Annotated in this window: 18 protein-coding genes; 9 read left to right on the top strand and 9 right to left on the bottom strand. The window is 40.3% G+C overall.

Going from position 1 to position 20,645, the window contains the following annotated elements; translation table 11 throughout:
• The first annotated feature begins 269 nt into the window (after positions 1–269).
• The 4 genes from thrA to ung are packed head-to-tail and all read left to right on the top strand — an operon-like array spanning position 270 to position 5,681.
• A complete protein-coding gene (gene thrA, locus AB6T38_RS13730; protein ID WP_372547851.1) occupies positions 270–2,732 on the top strand; it encodes a bifunctional aspartate kinase/homoserine dehydrogenase I in 2,463 nt (820 codons plus the stop codon).
• 3 nt (positions 2,733–2,735) lie between these two features.
• Positions 2,736–3,683: a homoserine kinase gene (gene thrB, locus AB6T38_RS13725; RefSeq protein ID WP_372547850.1), complete on the top strand. Its 948-nt coding sequence runs from the start codon at positions 2,736–2,738 to the stop codon at positions 3,681–3,683.
• Between the two features lie 48 nt (positions 3,684–3,731).
• Complete coding sequence (gene thrC / locus AB6T38_RS13720) at positions 3,732–5,018, top strand: threonine synthase (protein ID WP_372547849.1); 1,287 nt, start codon at positions 3,732–3,734, stop codon at positions 5,016–5,018.
• The gene (ung, locus tag AB6T38_RS13715; protein ID WP_372547848.1) at positions 5,019–5,681 is read left to right on the top strand and encodes a uracil-DNA glycosylase; all 663 of its coding nucleotides are present in this window, start codon (positions 5,019–5,021) and stop codon (positions 5,679–5,681) included.
• 50 nt (positions 5,682–5,731) lie between these two features.
• On the opposite strand, the gene AB6T38_RS13710 is transcribed toward ung, so the two are convergent.
• From AB6T38_RS13710 to tal, 3 genes are all read right to left on the bottom strand, one after another.
• The gene (locus AB6T38_RS13710) at positions 5,732–5,902 is read right to left on the bottom strand and encodes a DUF3545 family protein (RefSeq protein WP_348489220.1); all 171 of its coding nucleotides are present in this window, start codon (positions 5,900–5,902) and stop codon (positions 5,732–5,734) included.
• A 298-nt stretch (positions 5,903–6,200) separates the two neighbouring features.
• Positions 6,201–7,847, bottom strand: a complete 1,647-nt coding sequence (gene pgi / locus AB6T38_RS13705; RefSeq protein WP_372547847.1) for a glucose-6-phosphate isomerase — start codon at positions 7,845–7,847, stop codon at positions 6,201–6,203.
• A 118-nt stretch (positions 7,848–7,965) separates the two neighbouring features.
• Positions 7,966–8,919 (bottom strand): transaldolase, encoded by a 954-nt coding sequence (gene tal, locus AB6T38_RS13700; protein WP_372547846.1) that lies wholly within the window; start codon positions 8,917–8,919, stop codon positions 7,966–7,968.
• Between the two features lie 376 nt (positions 8,920–9,295).
• Here tal and yaaA point away from each other — a divergent pair, with 376 nt between their 5' ends.
• Together yaaA and AB6T38_RS13690 are read left to right on the top strand one after the other, a co-directional pair.
• Entirely contained in the window at positions 9,296–10,069 is a 774-nt protein-coding gene (gene yaaA / locus AB6T38_RS13695; protein WP_372547845.1) for a peroxide stress protein YaaA, read from the top strand.
• Positions 10,070–10,162: 93 nt separating this feature from the next.
• Positions 10,163–11,413, top strand: a complete 1,251-nt coding sequence (locus tag AB6T38_RS13690; protein WP_372547844.1) for a lytic murein transglycosylase — start codon at positions 10,163–10,165, stop codon at positions 11,411–11,413.
• Positions 11,414–11,461: 48 nt separating this feature from the next.
• On the opposite strand, the gene AB6T38_RS13685 is transcribed toward AB6T38_RS13690, so the two are convergent.
• From AB6T38_RS13685 to AB6T38_RS13660, 6 genes are all read right to left on the bottom strand, one after another.
• On the bottom strand, positions 11,462–14,140 hold the full coding sequence (locus tag AB6T38_RS13685; RefSeq protein WP_372547843.1) for an ATP-binding protein: 2,679 nt from the start codon (positions 14,138–14,140) through the stop codon (positions 11,462–11,464).
• A 97-nt stretch (positions 14,141–14,237) separates the two neighbouring features.
• On the bottom strand, positions 14,238–15,521 hold the full coding sequence (locus AB6T38_RS13680; protein WP_372547842.1) for a PotD/PotF family extracellular solute-binding protein: 1,284 nt from the start codon (positions 15,519–15,521) through the stop codon (positions 14,238–14,240).
• A 102-nt stretch (positions 15,522–15,623) separates the two neighbouring features.
• Entirely contained in the window at positions 15,624–16,046 is a 423-nt protein-coding gene (locus tag AB6T38_RS13675) for a DUF4426 domain-containing protein (protein ID WP_372547841.1), read from the bottom strand.
• 9 nt (positions 16,047–16,055) lie between these two features.
• Positions 16,056–16,577, bottom strand: a complete 522-nt coding sequence (locus tag AB6T38_RS13670) for a YggT family protein (RefSeq protein WP_372547840.1) — start codon at positions 16,575–16,577, stop codon at positions 16,056–16,058.
• Positions 16,578–16,590: 13 nt separating this feature from the next.
• Positions 16,591–17,412, bottom strand: coding sequence for a pyrroline-5-carboxylate reductase (gene proC, locus AB6T38_RS13665; RefSeq protein ID WP_372547839.1), 822 nt, complete (start codon positions 17,410–17,412; stop codon positions 16,591–16,593).
• Between the two features lie 13 nt (positions 17,413–17,425).
• Entirely contained in the window at positions 17,426–18,118 is a 693-nt protein-coding gene (locus tag AB6T38_RS13660; RefSeq protein ID WP_372547838.1) for a YggS family pyridoxal phosphate-dependent enzyme, read from the bottom strand.
• Between the two features lie 29 nt (positions 18,119–18,147).
• Here AB6T38_RS13660 and AB6T38_RS13655 point away from each other — a divergent pair, with 29 nt between their 5' ends.
• The 3 genes from AB6T38_RS13655 to AB6T38_RS13645 are packed head-to-tail and all read left to right on the top strand — an operon-like array spanning position 18,148 to position 20,645.
• The gene (locus AB6T38_RS13655) at positions 18,148–19,191 is read left to right on the top strand and encodes a type IV pilus twitching motility protein PilT (RefSeq protein ID WP_348489231.1); all 1,044 of its coding nucleotides are present in this window, start codon (positions 18,148–18,150) and stop codon (positions 19,189–19,191) included.
• A 9-nt stretch (positions 19,192–19,200) separates the two neighbouring features.
• Positions 19,201–20,313, top strand: coding sequence for a PilT/PilU family type 4a pilus ATPase (locus AB6T38_RS13650; protein ID WP_348489232.1), 1,113 nt, complete (start codon positions 19,201–19,203; stop codon positions 20,311–20,313).
• Positions 20,314–20,318: 5 nt separating this feature from the next.
• Positions 20,319–20,645, top strand: coding sequence for a DUF2007 domain-containing protein (locus tag AB6T38_RS13645; protein WP_372547837.1), 327 nt, complete (start codon positions 20,319–20,321; stop codon positions 20,643–20,645).

Genomic DNA, 20,645 nt, shown 5'->3' with positions numbered 1-20,645 from the left:
CGTCTATACGGCAAATTGAAGCCCATGAAAATAATAATAAGCACCATCGGCATGATTATGATTACCACCTCAAACGAGTTGGTCGCTGGCTAGTGCTTAAAGAAATTTAAAAAAGCCCGCGACTCAAGCGGGCTTTTTGTTATTTACAGTAAAATTATTTGCCTACTTTATTTGGCTACACAACAAATAGTTGGCTTTAGAGTTGGGTTAAATTGCGAAATTAGAATGCGAATCTCAAGCAGCGGAACAGAAGTAAACAGGAGCAATAAATGAAGGTGTTGAAATTTGGTGGATCTTCAATGGCCGATGCTAAACGTTATTTGTCGGTTAAAGACATCAGTTTAGCTAGCCATGAAGAAAATGGTGCAGCAGTGGTTTTATCAGCTCCAAAGGGAGTGACAAATGCATTGTCGTTGTTATGTGAACAAGCGAGTGCGGGAAATGACTTTGGCGAATTGTATGCAAAATTAGACATGACGTTAAATGGTATTACTAGCGACCTAGCTGAGCAATTGCCTGCTTTCCGCAAAGCCCGTTTAAGTAGCTTTATAGATACAATTTTAGTTGAATTGAAGCAGCATTTAAATGGCATTCAGTTACTGCGTTGTGCTCCCGACCAAATTACCGCCAAAATTTTAAGTATGGGCGAATATGTCAGCGTCAATATTTTCAGTGAAATACTGAGCGCACTAGGCCAAAAAAATCACATTATTGATCCGGTTAATTATATCGTTGCCGAGGGTGAATACTTAGATAGCATTGCCGATGTTGCAGTGAGCAAAGCACGCTTTTCGGAGTTTGTTTACGATGAATCTGAAATATTAATTATGCCGGGTTTTGTTGCAGTAAACGCCGAAGGCGAGAAAGTGACCCTCGGACGTAACGGTTCCGACTATTCCGCGGCCATTCTTGCTGCGTGTTTAGACGCAGAATGTTGTGAGATTTGGACGGATGTGGATGGAGTTTACAATGCTGATCCTAACCAAGTGGATGGCGCAGTACTTCTCGACAAGCTCACTTATCAAGAAGCCATGGAGCTGTCTTACTTCGGTGCGAAAGTGTTGCATCCTAAAACTATTGGTCCTATCGCTCAACACCATATTCCCTGTTTGATTCGTAATACCTTAAATCCTGCTGCTCCTGGAACTTTAATTGGTAAAGAATCGAGTGATATTTGGACCAGCGTTAAAGGCATCTCTCATCTTGATGACATGACTATGTTTAATGTTGCCGGCCCTGGTATGAAAGGTATGGTAGGCATGGCGAGTCGTGTGTTTGAAGTGATGTCTAACGCGAATATCTCCATTAGCTTAATTACTCAGTCTTCTTCTGAATATAGCATTAGTTTCTGTATCCACAGCAAAGACGCCGAAAAAGCACAGAATCTGTTAGAAGATGCGTTTGCCCTTGAGCTTGCCAATAACCTATTGGATCCCATTGAAGTACGCCATGAATTGGCCATTGTAACTCTTGTGGGTGATGGTATGCGTCATTCTAAGGGCTTGGCTGCGAAGTTCTTTAGCTCTTTGGCGCAAGCTAGAGTGAATAACGTTGCGATTGCGCAAGGGTCATCTGAGCGTTCAATTTCCACAGTTATTGAGAGTAACCGTGCAAAAGAGGCAGTGAAGGTTGTGCATCAGAATTTTTTCTCGAATACCCACTCCATTGATATTTTCCTCGTGGGGTGCGGCAACGTAGGAAAAGAGTTACTGGAACAAATGGCTCGTCAACAACAACCGTTATTCGAGCGTGGTATTAGTTTAAAAGTATACGGAGTTGCCAATAGTCGTAAGTTATTATTACAAACTGGTGGTATTGACCTGCAAAGTGAATGGCAAGCAGATCTAGATAACTCAGAGAAAACTCTTTCGGTAGAGAATTTGAGCGAATTTGTTAAGCAAAACAGCCTAATTAACCCGGTCGTTGTTGACTGTACGAGTAATGAAGACATTGCTGGCCAATATGCTGATTTTATGTCTGCCGGTTTCCATGTAGTAACGCCAAACAAAAAAGCCAATACCCGCGAAATTGCTTATTACAAAAAACTGCGTTCCATGGCACAGCAAACCAACCGTCAGTTTTTATATGAAACCACTGTAGGTGCTGGACTGCCAGTCATCGATAATTTACAAAAATTGATTTACGCAGGTGATGAATTAAAACGTTTCGAAGGTATTTTATCGGGTTCCTTATCATTCGTATTCGGTAAGTTAGATGAAGGCCATAGTTTGTCAGAGGCCACTCAAATCGCTAAACAGAATGGTTTTACAGAGCCTGATCCGCGGGATGATTTGTCGGGTATGGATGTGGCTAGAAAACTGTTAATAATGGCTCGCGAATCCGACCTTGAGTTAGAGTTAAGTGATATTGAAATAGAATCTGTTTTGCCTGACTCTTTTGATGCAAGTGGCAGCATTGACGACTTTATGGCCAATCTACCAAGCTTGGATGGCCATTATTTAAAACTTGTCGAAGAGGCTAAAAACAAAGGGCAAGTGTTACGTTATGTTGGCTCAATTGAAAATGGCCAGTGTAAGGTTGCCCTAAAAGCCGTTGATAATACTCACCCTTTATATGCAATTAAAGAAGGTGAGAATGCCTTAGCAATCCATAGTCATTATTATCAGCCGATTCCTTATGTGATTCGCGGTTACGGCGCTGGCGCAACGGTAACAGCAGCTGGTGTATTTGCCGATGTACTTCGTACTATGCCATGGAAACAGGATATCTAATCGATGAATAAAAGCATTTCAGCTTACGCGCCTGCATCAATTGGCAATGTTAGTCTTGGTTTTGACTTACTAGGTGCTGCATTAACCCCTATCGATGGTAGCCCATTGGGTGATCAAGTGGATGTTAGCTCTGCTGATACCTTTAGTTTAAAGGTTGAAGGACGCTTTGCAGATAAGTTACCTGCAGATCCGCAATCAAATATTGTTTTTCACTGCTACACTTTATTCACTAAAAAATTGCTTGAGCGTGGCTTACCCACTGCGGAAGTGGCAATGGTTTTGTACAAAAACTTACCCATAGGTAGTGGGCTGGGTTCAAGTGCGAGTTCGATAGTGGCTGCGTTACATGGTTTAAATCAATTTTTTGATGAACCCTTTGAAGCAAACGAGTTACTATTGATGATGGGTGAATTGGAAGGACAAATCAGTGGTAGTGTGCATTACGATAATGTCGCGCCATGTTTTGTGGGTGGTTTAACGTTGATGAATAGCCAATCAGACAAAATCGTTTTGTCTTTACCGGTATTTGAGAACTGGTATTGGGTGGCATGTTTTTCAGGTATCAGTGTTTCGACGGCAGCAGCCCGAGACATTTTGCCTAAGCAGATCCCAATGGCACAAACCATCACCTTTGGACAACAACTTGCTGTATTTGTAGATGCAAGTTATCGAAAAGATGAAGCCCTTGCAGCCGCAGTAATGAAGGATGTAATAGCTGAGCCCTATCGTAAATCTTTGCTACCGAAGTTTGATGAAAGCAGAGACTATGTAATGAATAATGGTGGTCTAGCCTTTGGTATTTCTGGTTCGGGCCCAACCGTATTTGCAGTTTGTAATAATTTAGAGCAAGCACAAGGTATTCAAAATTGGTTATCTGAAAACTATATTCAGAATGACACTGGTTTTAGTCATATTTGCCAGATTGATACACAAGGTGCTGTGGTCTCTTAAACCGGCCCCAAGATGCTGGTAAACCGATAAAATAAAGGTAGTAATTAAGTGGAATTGTTTAATTTAAAAGATGACAGCGACCAAGTAAATTTCGCTGAAGCAGTAAAAAAAGGCTTAGGTAAAAACCAAGGGCTGTATTTTCCGAAGGAATTTCCTAAATTCGAAAATATTCAGGCAATTTTGGATATGCCATTCGTACCTCGTTCGGTGGAAATATTGTCCCAATTGATTGGTGATGAACTGCCAAAAGCAGAGATTCAAGGCATTGTTGAAAAAGCCTTTGCTTTTGGAGCCCCTTTAGCAAAAGTGACCGACGGTATTTACAGTCTAGAATTGTTCCACGGTCCGACGCTGGCGTTTAAAGACTTTGGTGGCCGTTTTATGGCCCATGTACTGTCAGTTATCGCTAAAGGTGAACCCATAACTATCTTAACCGCTACCTCAGGTGATACAGGTGCTGCAGTAGCTCATGCATTCCATGGTTTAGATAATATCAATGTGGTTATTTTGTATCCGAAAGGCAAAATTAGTCTTCTACAGGAAAAACTCTTCACAACATTGGGTGATAACATCCACACTGTGGCTATCGAAGATGACTTTGATGCTTGCCAACAGTTGGTGAAATCATCATTTGATGATGTTGATGTACGTCAAGGGTTGCACCTTAACTCGGCTAACTCTATTAATATAAGTCGTTTGCTAGCTCAAGTTTGTTATTACTTTGAAGCAGTTTCTCAATTATCAGCAGAAGAACGTGAAAACGTAGTGATTTCTGTACCAAGTGGTAATTTTGGTAATTTGACCGCAGGTATGATTGCTAAGGTGATGGGCTTACCTATCAAACGTTTTGTAGCGGCAACTAACTCAAATGATACAGTTCCCCGTTATCTTAGAACCGGCGAGTGGGATCCTAAAGCCACAGTCGCTACCTTATCCAATGCAATGGACGTAAGCCAACCCAATAACTGGCCAAGAATTGAAGCACTTATTGAACGTGGTTTAATTGATAAAGAGATGTTGCAAGGTGACGCCGTTGATGAAGACTACACTCAGGTTGCCATGAAACAGCTGGCTCAACTTGGTTATGTGAGTGAACCCCATGCAGCAATCGCCTATAAGTCGTTGACCCGTTTCATTGAGCCAGGTGAAACTGGTATTTTCTTAGGGACTGCTCACCCTGCGAAATTCAGAGAAAGTGTGGAAAATGTATTAGGCCAGCCTATTAGTTTGCCACAACCTTTAGCTGACTGTGCAGGTAAAGAAAGCTACTCAGTAGAGTTGCCAAATGACTATGAGCAACTTAAGGCTCATTTATTCAAGACTCTGCAAGCATAAATGCTGACTTGGAAAAAGATTATTGAGGCTGATAAAAAACAGCCTTATTTCCAACAGATTGAACAATATATAGCTAACGAACGTGGTGCGGGTAAAGTCATTTATCCGCCTACTGAGAGTGTTTTTAACGCATTCAAGATGACTCCCTTTGCCGATGTTAAAGTCGTTATTTTAGGGCAAGACCCCTATCATGGTCCTGATCAGGCACATGGCTTAAGTTTTTCGGTGGAATCAGCGGTTAAAATTCCACCATCCTTAAGGAATATATACAAAGAGTTGGCCCAGGATATCCCAGGTTTTGTTATTCCCTCCCATGGCAGTTTACAACAATGGGCAGAACAAGGTGTGTTACTGCTTAATTCGGTGTTAACGGTGGAGCAGGGGAAAGCCAATTCCCATGCAAAAATTGGTTGGGAAATATTCACAGATAAAGTGATTAGCGAACTAAACCAACACCGTGATGGTCTGGTTTTTTTACTGTGGGGCAGCCACAGCCAAAAGAAAGGTCAGTTAGTTGACCAAAATCGCCATCATGTGCTCAAGGCACCACACCCATCACCTTTGTCAGCACACCGGGGATTCCTAGGATGCAAACACTTCTCTCAGGCCAATCAACTGCTGAAAGAGCAAGGCCAATCACCAATAAATTGGCAAATTGACTAGTTTTTTAAGAGATAAAAAAAGCCCCACAATGTGAGGCTTTGATTTATCGATTATAGGTTAGCTAGTTCGGCTTCTAAAGACATGTCCATATCTTCGAGCTCTTTTCTTAGTTTGTAGCGATCTTGAATCGCTTCTATTTCTCTCCACTTACGCTTTTTGCTTTTAGTTTTAGATGGGCGGGATTCGGTGTCAATCATTGACATTAATTTTTTTGTATCCACTTTACGTCTCCATTTATTGTTTTTGGCGCAAATAAGGCTAGCCAGTCAATCAACATTTCCTACTTTGATTCTCCTGACCGAGTATTTTTTTATCACAGGCGCTATCAAAATAAAACTATTAGTTTTAGTTTTTGTTAATAAAGTATGAAATTTTGATGACAAAAAAGCCGAAATTAGACGGTTAAACAAGCAAATTGAGCTGAATATAAACAGATCTTAAACCCGTGGGGTATAAGAACAGAAAAAGATTTGCTACTTGGATTAACAAGCAGCAAATCGAATTTATTGAAGGGTGAAGTTATTTACTATTGGCCGCTCTAAAAGCAGAAATTAAATGATTGGTTGAGCTGTCAAAGTCCAATTGAGCGTCGCTATTCACCAATTTATCTAACACTTGGTTACCTAATACTTTTCCAAGTTCAACACCCCATTGATCAAACGAGTTAACCCCCCAAATAGCCCCTTGTACAAACACTTTGTGTTCATACATGCAAACTAATGCCCCTAAGGTCTTAGGATCTAGTTGATCAAATAACAAGGTATTACTCGGCTTGTTGCCGGGCATGGTTTTATGGGTGGCCAAAGATTGGCGAGTTTCTTCGTCTAAATTGGCACCTTCTAAATCGGCGTAACACTCTTCATAGGTTTTACCTTGCATCAATGCTTGGGTTTGACCAAAACAATTAGAGGCCAGCATTGCGTGGTGGGTGTTATCTTGATTGTTGACGTTCAATGGGAACATGAAATCAGCAGGAATAAGTACTTTTCCCTGATGGATCAATTGATGGAACGAGTGTTGACCATTGGTTCCCTCACTGCCCCAAATAACAGGCCCGGTGGCATAGTCGATTTTATCGTTTAAGCCAGCTACACCCTTACCATTACTTTCCATGTCCAATTGTTGAACATAGGCAGGAAAACCCCGCAGATAATGATAGTAAGGCAGCAGAACATGGCTTTGTGCACCGTGAAAGTTGGTGTACCACACCCCAAGAAGACCTAATAACATGGGAAGGTTTTGCTCTGCTGGTGCCTCTTTGAAGTGGCAATCCATTTCATAAGCACCCTCAAGTAACTCACGGTAATGTTGGTATCCAATAGTCAATGCAATAGGTAAACCTATAGCTGACCACAGTGAATAGCGGCCACCAACCCAATCCCACATAGGAAAGATGTTATTTTCATCCATACCAAATTCAACGGCTGCTTTGACGTTAGATGAAACCGCTACAAAGTGCTTAGCAATATCTTTTTGACTGCCACCTTGGTCAAGGAACCATTGTTTTGCTGTCAGGGTGTTTTGCAGTGTTTCTTGAGTAGTAAACGACTTAGATGACATCACAATCAAGGTATCAGTATGGTCAAGCTCAGCCAACACATCGTGAATATGACATCCATCTATATTGGCCACATAGTGGACCGAAATGCCTTTATGCCAATAAGGTTTTAACGCCTCTGACATGATTTTAGGACCTAAAAATGAACCACCAATGCCGATAGCAACAATGTGTTTAATTGTTTTACCGGTATAACCTAGGTGCTCGCCGGAATGAATCGAATGAACAAAGTTTTTAATTTTATCTTGAGTGGCTAACACCTCCGGCATGACATCTTCGCCGTCAACCAATACAGGTTCACCAGAAAAGTTACGCAAGGCAGTATGTAGTACTGCTCTTTTTTCGGTGTGATTAACAATGTTACCTGCGAACATAGCATCGCGCTTTTCGGCGACTTTTTGACTATCCGCCAAACTATACAGTGCTTGCAGTATTTCTTGGTTTATTAAGTTTTTGGAATAATCTAGCTTGATCCCGCAACTTTCAAGAAAGTACCTGGAAGCTCTGGTGTTGTCTGCGTCAAACCAATCGCGCATATGTTGACCAGCGATACCCTTTGCTAAGTTCTCAAGGGTTATCCATTGTTCACTTTGATTTACTAAAGACATTTATCAATTCTCTTCTTTTATCGGCGATTAAAGATTGCTGTATTATCTAATTTTTAGATTAACCATTAGATACGCGTTGTTAAGTATGTAAGTGTTCTAAAGTTCAGGTTAAATCAAATTACAAAAGGTCTTTCAACATAACTTCTAGTTTGTCTTGGTCTTTGGCAAAGTTGCGAATACCTTCGGCAAGCTTTTCTGTGGCCATCGCATCTTGGTTATGTTCCCATCTAAATTGACTTTCAGTTAGCTTTTCGCCAGCAGTTTTGCTTGCGCCTTTATCAACTAACTTAGTGTCCAAACCACCTTCGGTTTGTGAAAGCTCTTCTAAAAGATTTGGGCTGATGGTTAATCTATCGCAGCCTGCTAACTCAATGATTTCACCGGTATTACGGAAACTGGCGCCCATAACAACAGTCTTGTAGCCGTGTTCTTTGTAATATTGATAAATATTACTCACAGACACTACACCTGGATCTTCATCGGCTGGGTAGCTGTCTTTGCCGGTATTAGCTTTATACCAGTCCAGAATTCGGCCCACAAAAGGAGAAATTAAGAATACGCCAGCTTCGGCACAGGCTCTGGCTTGAGCGAAACTAAACAACAAAGTTAAGTTACAGTTAATTCCTTCTTTTTCCAGAATCTCAGCAGCTCGGATCCCTTCCCAAGTGGAAGCTAGCTTAATTAACACTCTATCTTTACTCACACCTGCTTGGTCATATAAGGAGATAAGTTTTTTGGCTTTAGCAATGCTACCCTGAGTATCGAAAGATAGACGAGCATCTACTTCTGTTGAAATACGCCCAGGTACGATATTGACAATTTCTTTACCAATTTTAACCGCTAACATGTCACCAGCATCTTCGATTTGCTGTAATTCATCATTAGACTGTTCTTTTGCCCAAGCAACAGACTCTTCAATCAATGTGCGGTATTGTGGGAGCTCTGCAGCTTTAAGTAACAAAGATGGGTTAGTAGTAGCATCAACAGGTTGATACTTTTTAATGGCTTCGATGTCACCGGTGTCTGCCACAACTGTGGTGATTTCCCGCAAAGCTGCTAATTGATTTGTCATAAAAACCTCTTTAGAAATAATTAATTTTACAATCATCGATAGTTATTACTTGTCGAGATTGCCTGATAAAAATAGTAAACCTTAGGAATGTCCCACAGGGTATAACTGTTAACGCTTGGTTTCTACTTTATCGACCCCTGAACTATTAAAAATAATAGGCTTATTATAATAAATAAAAGTGAGCAATTATATGCATTGTGAGTAATTGCTCAAAATTGTCGCATTTATTTGTCACTTTTTGCTGCTTTAATTCCATTTAAATATAAATTGAACTGTTAAATATGTAACTGTCCAAATGTTTAGTATTTACAATTAATGGTATAGTGATGACGAGTTTATACCCCGTCATTAATACTAATTTACGAAAGGATATTTGATGCTAGTTGTTGTATCACCTGCAAAGAATTTAGACTATGAAACACCGCCCACGACACCACTTTTCTCCGAACCTGATTATTTGGCTGATTCTGAGCTGCTAATTAAAGAGTGTGTCAAATTATCACCTGCTCAATTATCTAGTCTGATGCATATTAGTGATAAATTAGCTGGTCTAAACGCTGCTCGGTTCAGTAGTTGGTCTTTACCCTTTACTTCTGACAATGCCAAACAAGCCATTTTAGCGTTCAACGGCGATGTTTATTCAGGTATTCAAGCCGAGCAATTTAGTCAAGAGGATCTTGAATATGCACAACAACATATGCGTATTTTATCGGGTTTGTATGGATTGCTGAAACCTTTAGACCTAATGCAACCGTATCGGTTAGAGATGGGGACTAAATTGAATAATCAGCGCGGTAAGAATCTGTACGAATTTTGGGGTGATAAAATAACCCAAGGTATTAATGATTCCTTGCAGCAACAAGGTGACGACGTGCTGGTGAATTTAGCATCGAATGAGTACTTTAAGTCGGTCAAGGTTAAAAACCTAAAGGCGACTGTTATCACCCCAGTGTTCAAGGACAAAAAGAACGGTGAATACAAAGTCATCAGTTTTTTTGCTAAAAAAGCGCGCGGGTTAATGGCGCGCTATATTATTGAGAAGCGTTTATCTAAGCCTGAACAAGTTAAACAATTTGATGGTGCTGGGTATCAATTTAGTGCTTCTTTAAGTAATGACAAACAATGGGTTTTTACCCGCGAAGAACAATAGTAGTGATGGGGCAGGGCGGAAATTGAACCTAAGCTTTTCCAATGCCATTATCCAGTTAAGCTAATATGAGAATTATTCTAGCCGAGGAATTATATGATTTCTGTTAAGACCAAAAGCACCTTGATTGCCGCCAATTTACTGTTTTCAGCTACTTTGATGGCACAAGAAGTGCCTGTGCAAACAACGTCAGAATCTGGGGAACAGGTTTTTGCTAGCTGCATCTCTAATATTCAGAAAAAAGCTGAAACGGCAGGTATTGATAAATCGGTCATCTCTTATGCTTTAGATGATGTGAAACAGATTGATAAAGTGCTCGAATACGACCGTAATCAACCTGAGTTTGTGCAAACTTTCCCCACCTATTTAAACAAACGTGTAACCCAGTGGCGCATTGATAAAGGTCGAGAAATGTTACGTAAGCATAAAGACTTACTAAACGACCTAACAAAAGAGTATGGCGTTCCAGCCCACTACTTAATTTCATTCTGGGGATTGGAAACAAACTTTGGCAGTTATAAAGGTAAAATGCCGATTATCGACTCCTTAGCGACCCTAGCTTGTGACGAACGTCGCAGTCGATTCTTTACCCAAGAGTTACTAACCGCTCTGAAGCTGATGCAACGCGAAAATCTGAAAAAAGATAAGATGCTAGGGTCTTGGGCTGGTGCAATGGGGCATACGCAGTTTATGCCGTCTGCTTATATTAATTATGCTGTAGACGGTGACAATGATGGGTTAGTTGATTTATGGGATAGTGAACCTGATGCTTTGTCTTCCGCGGCTAATTTTTTGAATAAGTTAGGTTGGGAAAAAGGCTTTATCTGGGGAAGAGAGGTTAATTTACCTGACAACTTTGATTACAGTCATTCTGGAAAAGACAGCCGTAAACAGTTAACTCAATGGTCTGAATTCGGTATTCGCAAAGTCAATGATGATAAAATTCCCAAAAGCGAAATTGATGCCTCATTAATTTTACCCACAGGCGCTAAAGGGCCTGCATTTTTGGTATACCGAAACTTTGATGTGATTATGCGTTGGAATAACTCTGAGTCTTACGCTCTCGCAGTTGGTTATTTGGCGGATCGGATTATCGGTAAACCCGAGTGGGCGAAGTCGTTACCTGATCTTCCCAATTACCCCATTAGTCAAATGGTTGAATTGCAAGATGGCTTGAACGATCTGGGCTTTGATGTAGGAAAAGCCGATGGGATTATGGGACCCGCTACACGCAAAGGCATTCGTCAATTCCAGTTGTCCCGAAATATGTTAGCTGACGGTTATCCAGATGACAGTGTATTTAGTGGTGTGCAAGAAGCTGTGCGCTCAAATTTAAGCGGTAGCTAACCAGCAAGAGGCGTTTACCCTTATGCAGCTAAACAGCTTTAGTAAACACTAGGTAGTTGATTCATTTTCGATTTGAAGTGTGAAATCACCTTTTACTAAGCTGTTTTTAGGTTCTGAAGGAAGATATTTACCTAGTACATGATTTAACATCTGAGGCTTGATGGGTTTAGTTATATAATCATTCATGCCAGCAGCATAGGCTAATTCAAAATCTGAATTCATTGCGTTGGCAGATAACCCACATATAACTAAATCTTTGAAACCTTGCTTCCTGAGCTGCTTAGTTGCTTCATAACCATCCATAATAGGCATTTGGATGTCCATCAGAACAATGTCGTATTGAGGAGAGTTGACTATTTTTGTCACGGCTTGATGCCCATCCTCAGCCACGTCAAAGGTAAGGCCCAGGTTGGTTAACATCTCGCAAGCCACGATTTGGTTAATATGGTTATCTTCTACTAATAAAACATGCCCACTAAGACGTTCAGAAACAGTATCAATCTGACCTAACTCTTGCTGATTATATTGTAATTCCACCCCTAAAGTCTGCAACATAAACAGGGTAAACTGCCTAGGTGTAAAGGGGTGAGAAAGCACGGGAAGATCCCACTTTTTGTGTAATAAGGAAGGCAGTGTACTAGGTTGAGTATTAGTCACTAAGCCAATATTCATTCCTTTTTCTTTTGCAGTGGCAATGTGTTGGTTTAAAGCTTTATGGGTTTTAATATCATCAATATCCAACAATAACAGGGATTTTTCGTTATTTTGAAACTCGAAGTCATCTAAATCTGCTAACTCTAAGGATATATAATCCTGATCTAAGCTGTTTAGGTAAGTGAGTGGAGTTAACCCCGAATCATTGATGGAAACATGTCCAATATTAACGTCAAACCCTAAGTCCATAATTCGGGTATGAGAATTACCAGTACCTACAACAAACTCTACTTGAAAATGACTGCCACTATTAACTTTAGACTCAACGGATATTTTTCCGTGCATTAATTCAACCAGTTGCTTAACAATAGTTAAGCCCAAGCCTGTACCACCAAACTTTCTGCTTGTAGACTCATCTGCTTGGGTAAATGGATTAAAAATACTGGTCAGTTGAGTCTCATCCATGCCTATACCGGTATCTTTCACCGATATCTTTAAACAGATTTCCTGGTTATCTAATTGGGTAAAGTCGATATTAATAAACACAGAACCATTACGCGTAAATTTAACCGCATTGGTACACAAATTAAGTAGAATTTGATTTATCCTCATGGGATCACCAATAAGCTCTACAGGTAAAAGTGGGTTGACAATAAATTGTATATTTAGGTTTTTCTCGTTTCCTTTGGTCGAGATATTTGCCAATAAATTTTCGAACATAGAGCGAGGAGAAAATTTGATTTTTTCTATATCAAGTTTGCCAGCTTCTATTTTTGAAAAGTCGAGAATACCATTGATTAAATTCAGTAGAATATGGGTTGAGTAGGTAACCTTCTCTAAGTTAGCTCTTTGTTTGTCATCGAGTTTCGATTTTAAAACGATATCAACTAATCCGATAATGCCGTTCATTGGGGTGCGGATTTCATGACTCATATTGGCCAGAAAAATACTCTTAGTAGCTAAAGCTTCTTCCGCTTTCTTTTTAGAGATTGCCAATTCTTGGTTCAAAACTTCCTGCTGGGCATTCAGATTTTTGGAATGTTCCAAAAGTTCTTGGGTCTGTTTATTCTTCTCATGAAACACTTGTGCCGCTACAGCCAATTCTCCAATTTCGTTATTTCTGCGTTTCTTAATGGCTTTATTTATGCCTTTACCGCTGGCTAACGTTTTGAATAACTCAGTCATTTCAGATATTGGCATCATTACTCGATACGTAAAGAACAATGCAGTTAAGACTGCTAGAGCAACGCTAATGACTGCGAATAGACTATTGCGGTTTTGTGCATCTTTACCACTTTGGATAATTTCAGCGTTTATCCGTTGCTGGTTTTCAGTAACGAGCTGATTCAGCTCTCTAGTTAAATATAAAAACTCGTTTGCTGACCCTGCCATTACAACGTTGATTAAGAATAAATAGCCCCGAGTAATCTGTGTGAGTTGTTTGAAATCGGTACTTAGCTTACTTAAATTGGTGTCCATCATAATTAGTGACGGGGTATCTTGAAGTGAGTTATTCAAAATCTCTTTTGACTGTAATAGCAAGCTATCAAATTCATTAATTATACTTGGATCTGGGGTCAACAAATATTCTAAAGAGTGACTATGTGCTTCAGATAATAGCAAGCTAATTGCCAATACCGCTCTGCTTTCTTCCTCTGATAGGTTTTTATTACTTTGGTACGCTTCTAATTTGGCAAGGTTCTTTTCGAATTGGATTTCTATGTTATCTTCAAATAACCGCTCCCTGCGGCTTCGCCCTTGAATCACGCTTTCAAAGTTATTTCTATATTCATCCAGGTGGGCGCGCATTCTGGTTATTCTATCGATATATACCGTGGCTTGTTCATCAGACTCTACAGAGGTATGTAGCAATGACAGATTGGTATTAATTTTGTCTTGAATTAAGTTAAAGCGTTCAATAACTGAGTCACTGGCGGTTTGTTTAAAAATTAGTACGTATCGCTGAATATCGAGCAAGTCTTTTTCAAGATCTTGCACAAGCCCAACCTTATCCATTGTTTGTTGAGATAAGGTAATACCCGCCAAAAACGTTTCTTGGTTTTTTGTCGACAAATACGATTGAGCGCTTAAAAAAAGAATAAGCGCAGTTAACACTATCGTTATTTGAGTTTTTAACGAATTAAACAATTCCTTTAGATCTCCAAGACTCTTACGAGCTAATAAATTCGTACCATTTTTGTAAACTATAATCGTAAGTTGGCATCACTGTATTCCATACTGCTACATTTGAGAATCGAGTTTCGTAGCTTCCACCAGAACGAATATTACCTTTGCGAACTGATATTTTACCATCAGTTCCTTGTAGATCGTGACTTGCTGCTAAACCTCTATACCAATAGTCCCATTCTGCCTGATTCAAGTATTTTGCTGAACGTTTAGGATTAGAAATATAATAACCTTGTTTGGCGATGAAGGCCCCAGGCCATCCTGATAACCACCAATTCATGTAGTCATAGGCAGCGTCTTTTTTGCTGTTAGAAATTGCAGATGACAGACACATTACGCCATGCCAACCTCGATAGCCTTCTTTAGGAGCTGCAAATGTAACAGGGACATTTTGGCCATTTAATGCAGATACAGCAGGGGAGAACATACTTTCAATATGCACGCGGTTTGAGCGCATAAAGTCAACGGATTCAGGTACTGAGGTCCAAAACCCACTAAAGTGATTTTTGTGTTTCAGTTCAATAAGATAATCGAACATGATATCTAATTCTCGCTTAGACATAGCGCCGATATTATCGAACGTTAATACACCTTGAGCTTGGGTCGCTAAGGCTAAATCAAAAATCCCAATTGTTGGAGCATTAACAATCCCCACCTTTCCTCGATTTTTCTGATCTAATAACCAACCCCAGCTTTCTGTTTTATAGGGAATACCTTTGGCAACTTTTTCAGTGTTATAACCAAACGAATCAACATTATGTACATAAGGTAAAAAGCTGACTTTATCTGTATGTTCAGTTCCTAGTTGGCCATTGTCTTGAACGTGTAAAATTTTATATGGCGCGTCTCCTGCACCAAATTTAGCATTGTCGGTTATTTTGCCAGTTTTGGTTAAAGAGTTAATTTCATCCCAATAGGTTAGCCGCTTTTTGTCGATTGCTTGAATTGAACCTGATGCCCAAAGCACGTTAATACTATTTGACCACTGTTCGTATACATCAAACGAAGTTGGATCAACAGATGCCTTTTGCAATATGGAAGCACTACCTCCGGCTTCAAATATCAAATCTATCCCTAGATCTTGCATAGCTTGCTTGCGCAATTCCTCTTGCAAGGTAACGTGAGTGCCAAGAACTTTAAGTACCGTTTTGGTCCGGGCAAAGACATAGGGCGCCTTACCAATAAGCATTGCAGTAGCGCCGCTCTTTGCTAACGTTTTTAGGGTTTTGCGTTTGGTATTATCCAACGGTTTGGAATTATTTGTCATGAATTTGGGTTATTAGTAATTAATAACCCAACGTTAGAGCAATTTGACAAGTTTATCTATTAAACAATGGTATAAAAAAGAAGCTAATTTAACCCAATTGTACTATTCTTCTCGATAAAGCTTTTGTTCAAACTTTAATGTTTGACTGATCTTATTTTGTTTTAAAGATATGCTGAAACGGTAATGTTCTTCATGTTCAAAGGGCATAGAAGCCAAATAATAAATGGCTTCCCCTTCTATTACCGGTATAAAAGTTAATGCGGTGGTTGAACCAATTAGGTTTCTGGCAGTGCCACTAATATCGACTTTTTGAGCTTGTTTAGTTTTGCGGTCAATCACTGAAATATTAATCAGGGTGTTATTGGGACTACGAACAATCCCATTTGCCTTAGCAATTTCGGGCGTTAAGAATGTGGTATTAAAGGCAATGTAATGAACATCCCAGTCTCCCAACACCCTTTTTTGTTCTGCAGAGGATACACTCGCAAGTAATAATAGAGATAAACAGATAGCCCGATAAAACATTTAAAGCTCCTAAAAAAGTCGCATAATAAAAAGCAAAAAGATGATTAGTATCATGGGAGATAAATCAAGACCACCGATGGGAGGAATGATTCTTCTAATAGGAGCTATCATTGGCTCAGTTAGCTGGTGGAATAAAAATTCCAAAGGATTATTGCCTTGGCTTACCCAACTTAAAATAGCGCGTATAATTAGCACGTAAACGATTAATTGCACGCCTTCGACTACTAGCATCAAGAGTGCGCTTTTTAGTAACCATAATATATCTAGAATCATGAAACCTTTTAGCCAGGCTATCACCCAGACGTTTGCTAGGGCTATAACCAGAGCAAACACAAAGGTTGCAGTATCAAACTTGCCTATTGAAGGGATTATTCTGCGCAGCGGGCCAACAACAGGATGGGTCACTTTGACCACAAACTGACTCAAAGGGTTATAAAAATCAGCTTGGGCAAGTTGCAGCCAAAGTCGTAACATGACGACCATTAGATAAAGCTTAAAAATTGTTTCAACTAAAAAAGCCACGGCTTCCATATACTTTGATACCTTAAAATTGTTTAGACATTTGTTGGGCTCTACTAATTGCAGCATCCATCGCTTTAGCGACTATTGCTGGCAAATCACTTTCTTGAAAACTTTCTATCGCTTGATTAGTAGTACCGCCTTTTGAAGTAACTTGGGCTCTAAGTTCACCAATTTCAAGGTGATCATTGTGACAAACCATTTCTGCAGCGCCTAACATGGCTTGTTGAACTAACTTTCTGCTGTCGGATTGGCTCATTCCTAACGACATAGCGTGATTCTGCATGGATTCTAAGAATAAGAAAAAATAGGCAGGACTACTTCCAGCTGTTGCAATAACAATATCGATGTCAGATTCTTTAGTAACCCAAAGGGTCTCACCAACACTGGACATCATTTGATCAACAAAATCTCTCAATTCATCGGCTAAGGTGCTAGGAGCAAATAAACCTGTCATACCCTTACTCAACAAGCTTGGCGTATTTGGCATTGTTCTTACCAAATCGTAATCACCTCCAAGCATTGCTAGTAAGCGTGCGTGACTGATACCGGCGGCGATGGATACGAAAAGTTTGCCGTCTAAGTTTTGTTTGCTGGCTAGATCTTGGCAAACACCTTCCATAAGTTGGGGTTTTACAGCAAGCACGATTACATCAGCTCGTTGGGCTGCTTCTTGGTTGTCTTGAGTGGTGTTAACACCTAACTCAGACGCTAAAGCTTCTAATTTACCGACAGAGGGGTTGCTGGCAATAATTTTTTGGGGGGCATACCCAGAGTTTACCAGACCTGAGATAATCGAACGTGTCATGTTACCTGCGCCAATAAACGCGATGGTTTTTTCACTCATAAATTCTTGTCTCTTAATTTGTGTAATTGCGGGCACCAAAAATGGCTGTTCCTACCCGTACCATTGTGCTTCCGCACAGCACTGCTGGTTCAATATCTGCGCTCATGCCCATTGATAAAGTGTCAACTGATTCATAAGTTTGTTGCAAGTCGACGAAAAGTTGGTGCATGTGTTGATAGGTGTTAACCAATTCTTGTGCAGATTGTGAAGCTTTTGGAATCGTCATCAATCCCCTAAGCCTTAAGTTGGGTAGTGTAGCAATATGCGCGGCAAGTGTCTCAACTTCATTGGCTAAAACCCCTGCTTTACTTTCTTCGGCGTTAATATTGACTTGAATTAAAACATTTAATTTCTTGTGTGGACTGCGATGATTATTAAGGCGCGTGGCAATTTTTTCCCTATCGACACTTTGTACCCAATCAAAATTTTCAGCAACAGGCTTGGTTTTATTTGACTGAATGGGTCCGATAAAATGCCACTCAATATCTTTAAGTTCTTGCAATTCTTGGACTTTTTCTACACCCTCTTGGACATAGTTTTCACCAAAAGATCGGTGTCCAGCTTCATACGCAAGAACGATATCAGATACCGGTTTTGTTTTACTCACTGCTAGTAATTGGACTGAATTTGGCGCACGATTAGCTTTATTTACTGCCATCGACAGGCTTTTAAGTGCGCTTTTTAAACGTTCTGCTATTGTTTCCATGAGCCACTATTTAGACGGAGAATTATATTTTGGATATTACCGAACTTTTAGCTTTTAGTGTTAAGAATAATGCATCAGATTTACATCTATCAGCGGGTTTGCCTCCGATTATTCGTGTTGATGGTGAAATTCGTCGCTTAAATGTGCCGGAATTGGATCACAAACAAGTGCATGCGTTGGTTTACGAAATCATGAACGATAAACAGCGCAAAGAATACGAAGAAAACCTCGAAGTCGACTTTTCATTTGAAGTGAAAGACTTATCGCGATTCAGGGTAAATGCGTTTATGCAAAATAGAGGTGCTGCAGCGGTTTTGCGTACCATTCCAAGCAAAGTATTGACGCTAGACGATTTAGGTGCGCCAGCTATCTTTAAAGATATTATTAATCAGCCTACAGGTATTGTGCTAGTCACAGGGGCTACGGGTTCAGGTAAAAGTACCACTTTGGCTGCGATGATCGATCACATCAACACCAGTAAACGGGAACATATACTTACCATAGAAGATCCCATTGAATTTGTACATGACAACAAACTCTGCGTACTCAACCAACGGGAAGTGCACCGTGACACTCATAGTTTCAACAATGCACTTCGCTCAGCTTTACGTGAAGACCCTGATGTTATTTTAGTGGGGGAGTTACGTGATTTAGAAACGATTCGCTTAGCTATTTCTGCTGCTGAAACCGGGCATTTGGTTTTTGCTACCTTACACACCAACTCAGCACCTAAGACTATTGATAGAATCATTGATGTCTTTCCAGCGGAAGAGAAATCAATGGTGCGTTCTATGCTTTCAGAATCGTTACGAGCGGTTATTTCTCAGACCTTACTGAAAAAGGTGGGCGGAGGACGTATTGCAGCCCATGAAATTATGGTTGGGATTCCAGCGATTCGTAATTTAATCCGCGAAGATAAAGTGCCACAAATGTATTCAGTTATTCAAACTGGTCAGTCCCATGGCATGCAAACTATGGATCAATGTTTACAACGCTTAGTCGCGCAGGGTGTAATTACAGCACAAGACGCAGCAGCGAAATCTGTTGATAAACAACCAAAAATTGGTTTTTAGGAGTATCCAATGGATTTGACCCCCTATCTTCGAAAAATGGCAGAACAAGGTGCTTCTGACTTGTTTATTACGGTTGGTTTTCCCATTAGTGCGAAAATAAACGGACAAATGACTCCCCTTAACGACGAACGTTTAACAGAAGAAGCTGCACTTGCGTTAGTAAATAACGTTATGAGTGAAAAACAACAAGATGAGTTTAGTGACAGTAAAGAGTGTAATTTTGCGATTGCTAGAGACGGTATAGGCCGTTTTCGTTGCAGTGCGTTTTGGCAACGGGATATGGCCGGCATGGTGGTACGTCGTATTGTTACGCAAATTCCTAAAGCCGATGATCTAGGCTTACCGGAGATTCTTAAAGACGTCATAATGTCTAAACGTGGACTGTTACTGTTTGTGGGGGCTACTGGTACGGGTAAATCCACTTCATTGGCTGCTTTGATGGGGCACCGCAATCAAAATTCTCGTGGTCATATATTAACCATAGAAGATCCCATTGAATTTGTTCACGAGCATGCAGGTTGTGTGGTGACTCAACGGGAAGTTGGTATTGATACTCGTTCATTCGATGATGCGTTGAAAAGTTCGTTGCGACAAGCGCCTGATGTGATCTTGATTGGTGAGATCCGCTCCATGGAGACGATGGAATATGCAATGTCTTTTGCCGATACCGGTCATTTATGTGTGGCGACTTTGCACGCTAACAATGCCAACCAAGCGATTGAGCGGATTATGCACTTAGCACCGCCGGAACAGCACGAGAAATTACGCTTCGACTTGAGTTTAAATTTACGCGCTATCGTTGCTCAACAATTAGTGCCGACTATAGATGGTAAGGGACGTGTGGCAGCAATTGAGATTTTACTCAATTCACCTTTGGTGACAGATCTGATTCAACGTAATGAGATAGGCTCCCTTAAAGAAGCCATGAAAAAAGGCAAAGAAATGGGCATGCAAAGCTTTGACATGGCGTTGTATGAATTATACAAACAAGAACGGATTAGCCTGGAGCAGGCCATCCACCATGCGGATTCTCCCAATGATCTACGCTTAATGATTAAATTGGATACAGAAGAGGGAACAAGCTTAGGTTCGTTGTCGAATGTTTCAATTGATATGGATTAGCCTTAATGAAGAAAATCTATTGGCACCATGAACGTTTTCGAATTTATCAAATTAAGCAGTTATTAGATGATCATCAGATCCCAAACTTTATCAAAAATGAGTTTGCCATTGGGGCAATTGGTGAATTATCACCATTAGATGCCATGCCCGAAGTGTGGTTAACCGATGACGCATGGCAAGATAAGGCCTCTAAATTGATAGACCAATTCAACCTTGAACCTAAAAATACCCAGAGTTGGGTGTGTGATAAATGCCATGAAGAAAATGAAGGAAGTTTTGCGCTGTGCTGGAATTGCGGCAATAGTGTTAGCACCATTGCCAGCGAGAACTGA

Origin of the sequence: Aliiglaciecola sp. SL4 (genome assembly GCF_041538045.1) — a bacterium.
Classification (GTDB): Bacteria; Pseudomonadota; Gammaproteobacteria; order Enterobacterales; family Alteromonadaceae; genus Aliiglaciecola.
The sequence above is the reverse complement of the archived record's forward strand: the minus strand, read 5'-3'. Positions and strand labels throughout refer to the sequence as shown.

Excerpts from the sequence above, each read along its gene's own strand:
- pgi (WP_372547847.1), bottom strand. The coding sequence starts at position 7,847 with ATGTCTTTAGTAAATCAAAGTGAACAATGGATAACCCTTGAGAACTTA.
- AB6T38_RS13690 (WP_372547844.1), top strand. The coding sequence starts at position 10,163 with ATGATTTCTGTTAAGACCAAAAGCACCTTGATTGCCGCCAATTTACTG.
- AB6T38_RS13680 (WP_372547842.1), bottom strand. The coding sequence starts at position 15,521 with ATGACAAATAATTCCAAACCGTTGGATAATACCAAACGCAAAACCCTA.
- proC (WP_372547839.1), bottom strand. The coding sequence starts at position 17,412 with ATGAGTGAAAAAACCATCGCGTTTATTGGCGCAGGTAACATGACACGT.
- thrA (WP_372547851.1), top strand. The coding sequence starts at position 270 with ATGAAGGTGTTGAAATTTGGTGGATCTTCAATGGCCGATGCTAAACGT.
- thrB (WP_372547850.1), top strand. The coding sequence starts at position 2,736 with ATGAATAAAAGCATTTCAGCTTACGCGCCTGCATCAATTGGCAATGTT.
- tal (WP_372547846.1), bottom strand. The coding sequence starts at position 8,919 with ATGACAAATCAATTAGCAGCTTTGCGGGAAATCACCACAGTTGTGGCA.
- AB6T38_RS13645 (WP_372547837.1), top strand. The coding sequence starts at position 20,319 with ATGAAGAAAATCTATTGGCACCATGAACGTTTTCGAATTTATCAAATT.
- AB6T38_RS13650 (WP_348489232.1), top strand. The coding sequence starts at position 19,201 with ATGGATTTGACCCCCTATCTTCGAAAAATGGCAGAACAAGGTGCTTCT.
- AB6T38_RS13660 (WP_372547838.1), bottom strand. The coding sequence starts at position 18,118 with ATGGAAACAATAGCAGAACGTTTAAAAAGCGCACTTAAAAGCCTGTCG.
- ung (WP_372547848.1), top strand. The coding sequence starts at position 5,019 with ATGCTGACTTGGAAAAAGATTATTGAGGCTGATAAAAAACAGCCTTAT.
- AB6T38_RS13670 (WP_372547840.1), bottom strand. The coding sequence starts at position 16,577 with ATGGAAGCCGTGGCTTTTTTAGTTGAAACAATTTTTAAGCTTTATCTA.
- AB6T38_RS13675 (WP_372547841.1), bottom strand. The coding sequence starts at position 16,046 with ATGTTTTATCGGGCTATCTGTTTATCTCTATTATTACTTGCGAGTGTA.
- yaaA (WP_372547845.1), top strand. The coding sequence starts at position 9,296 with ATGCTAGTTGTTGTATCACCTGCAAAGAATTTAGACTATGAAACACCG.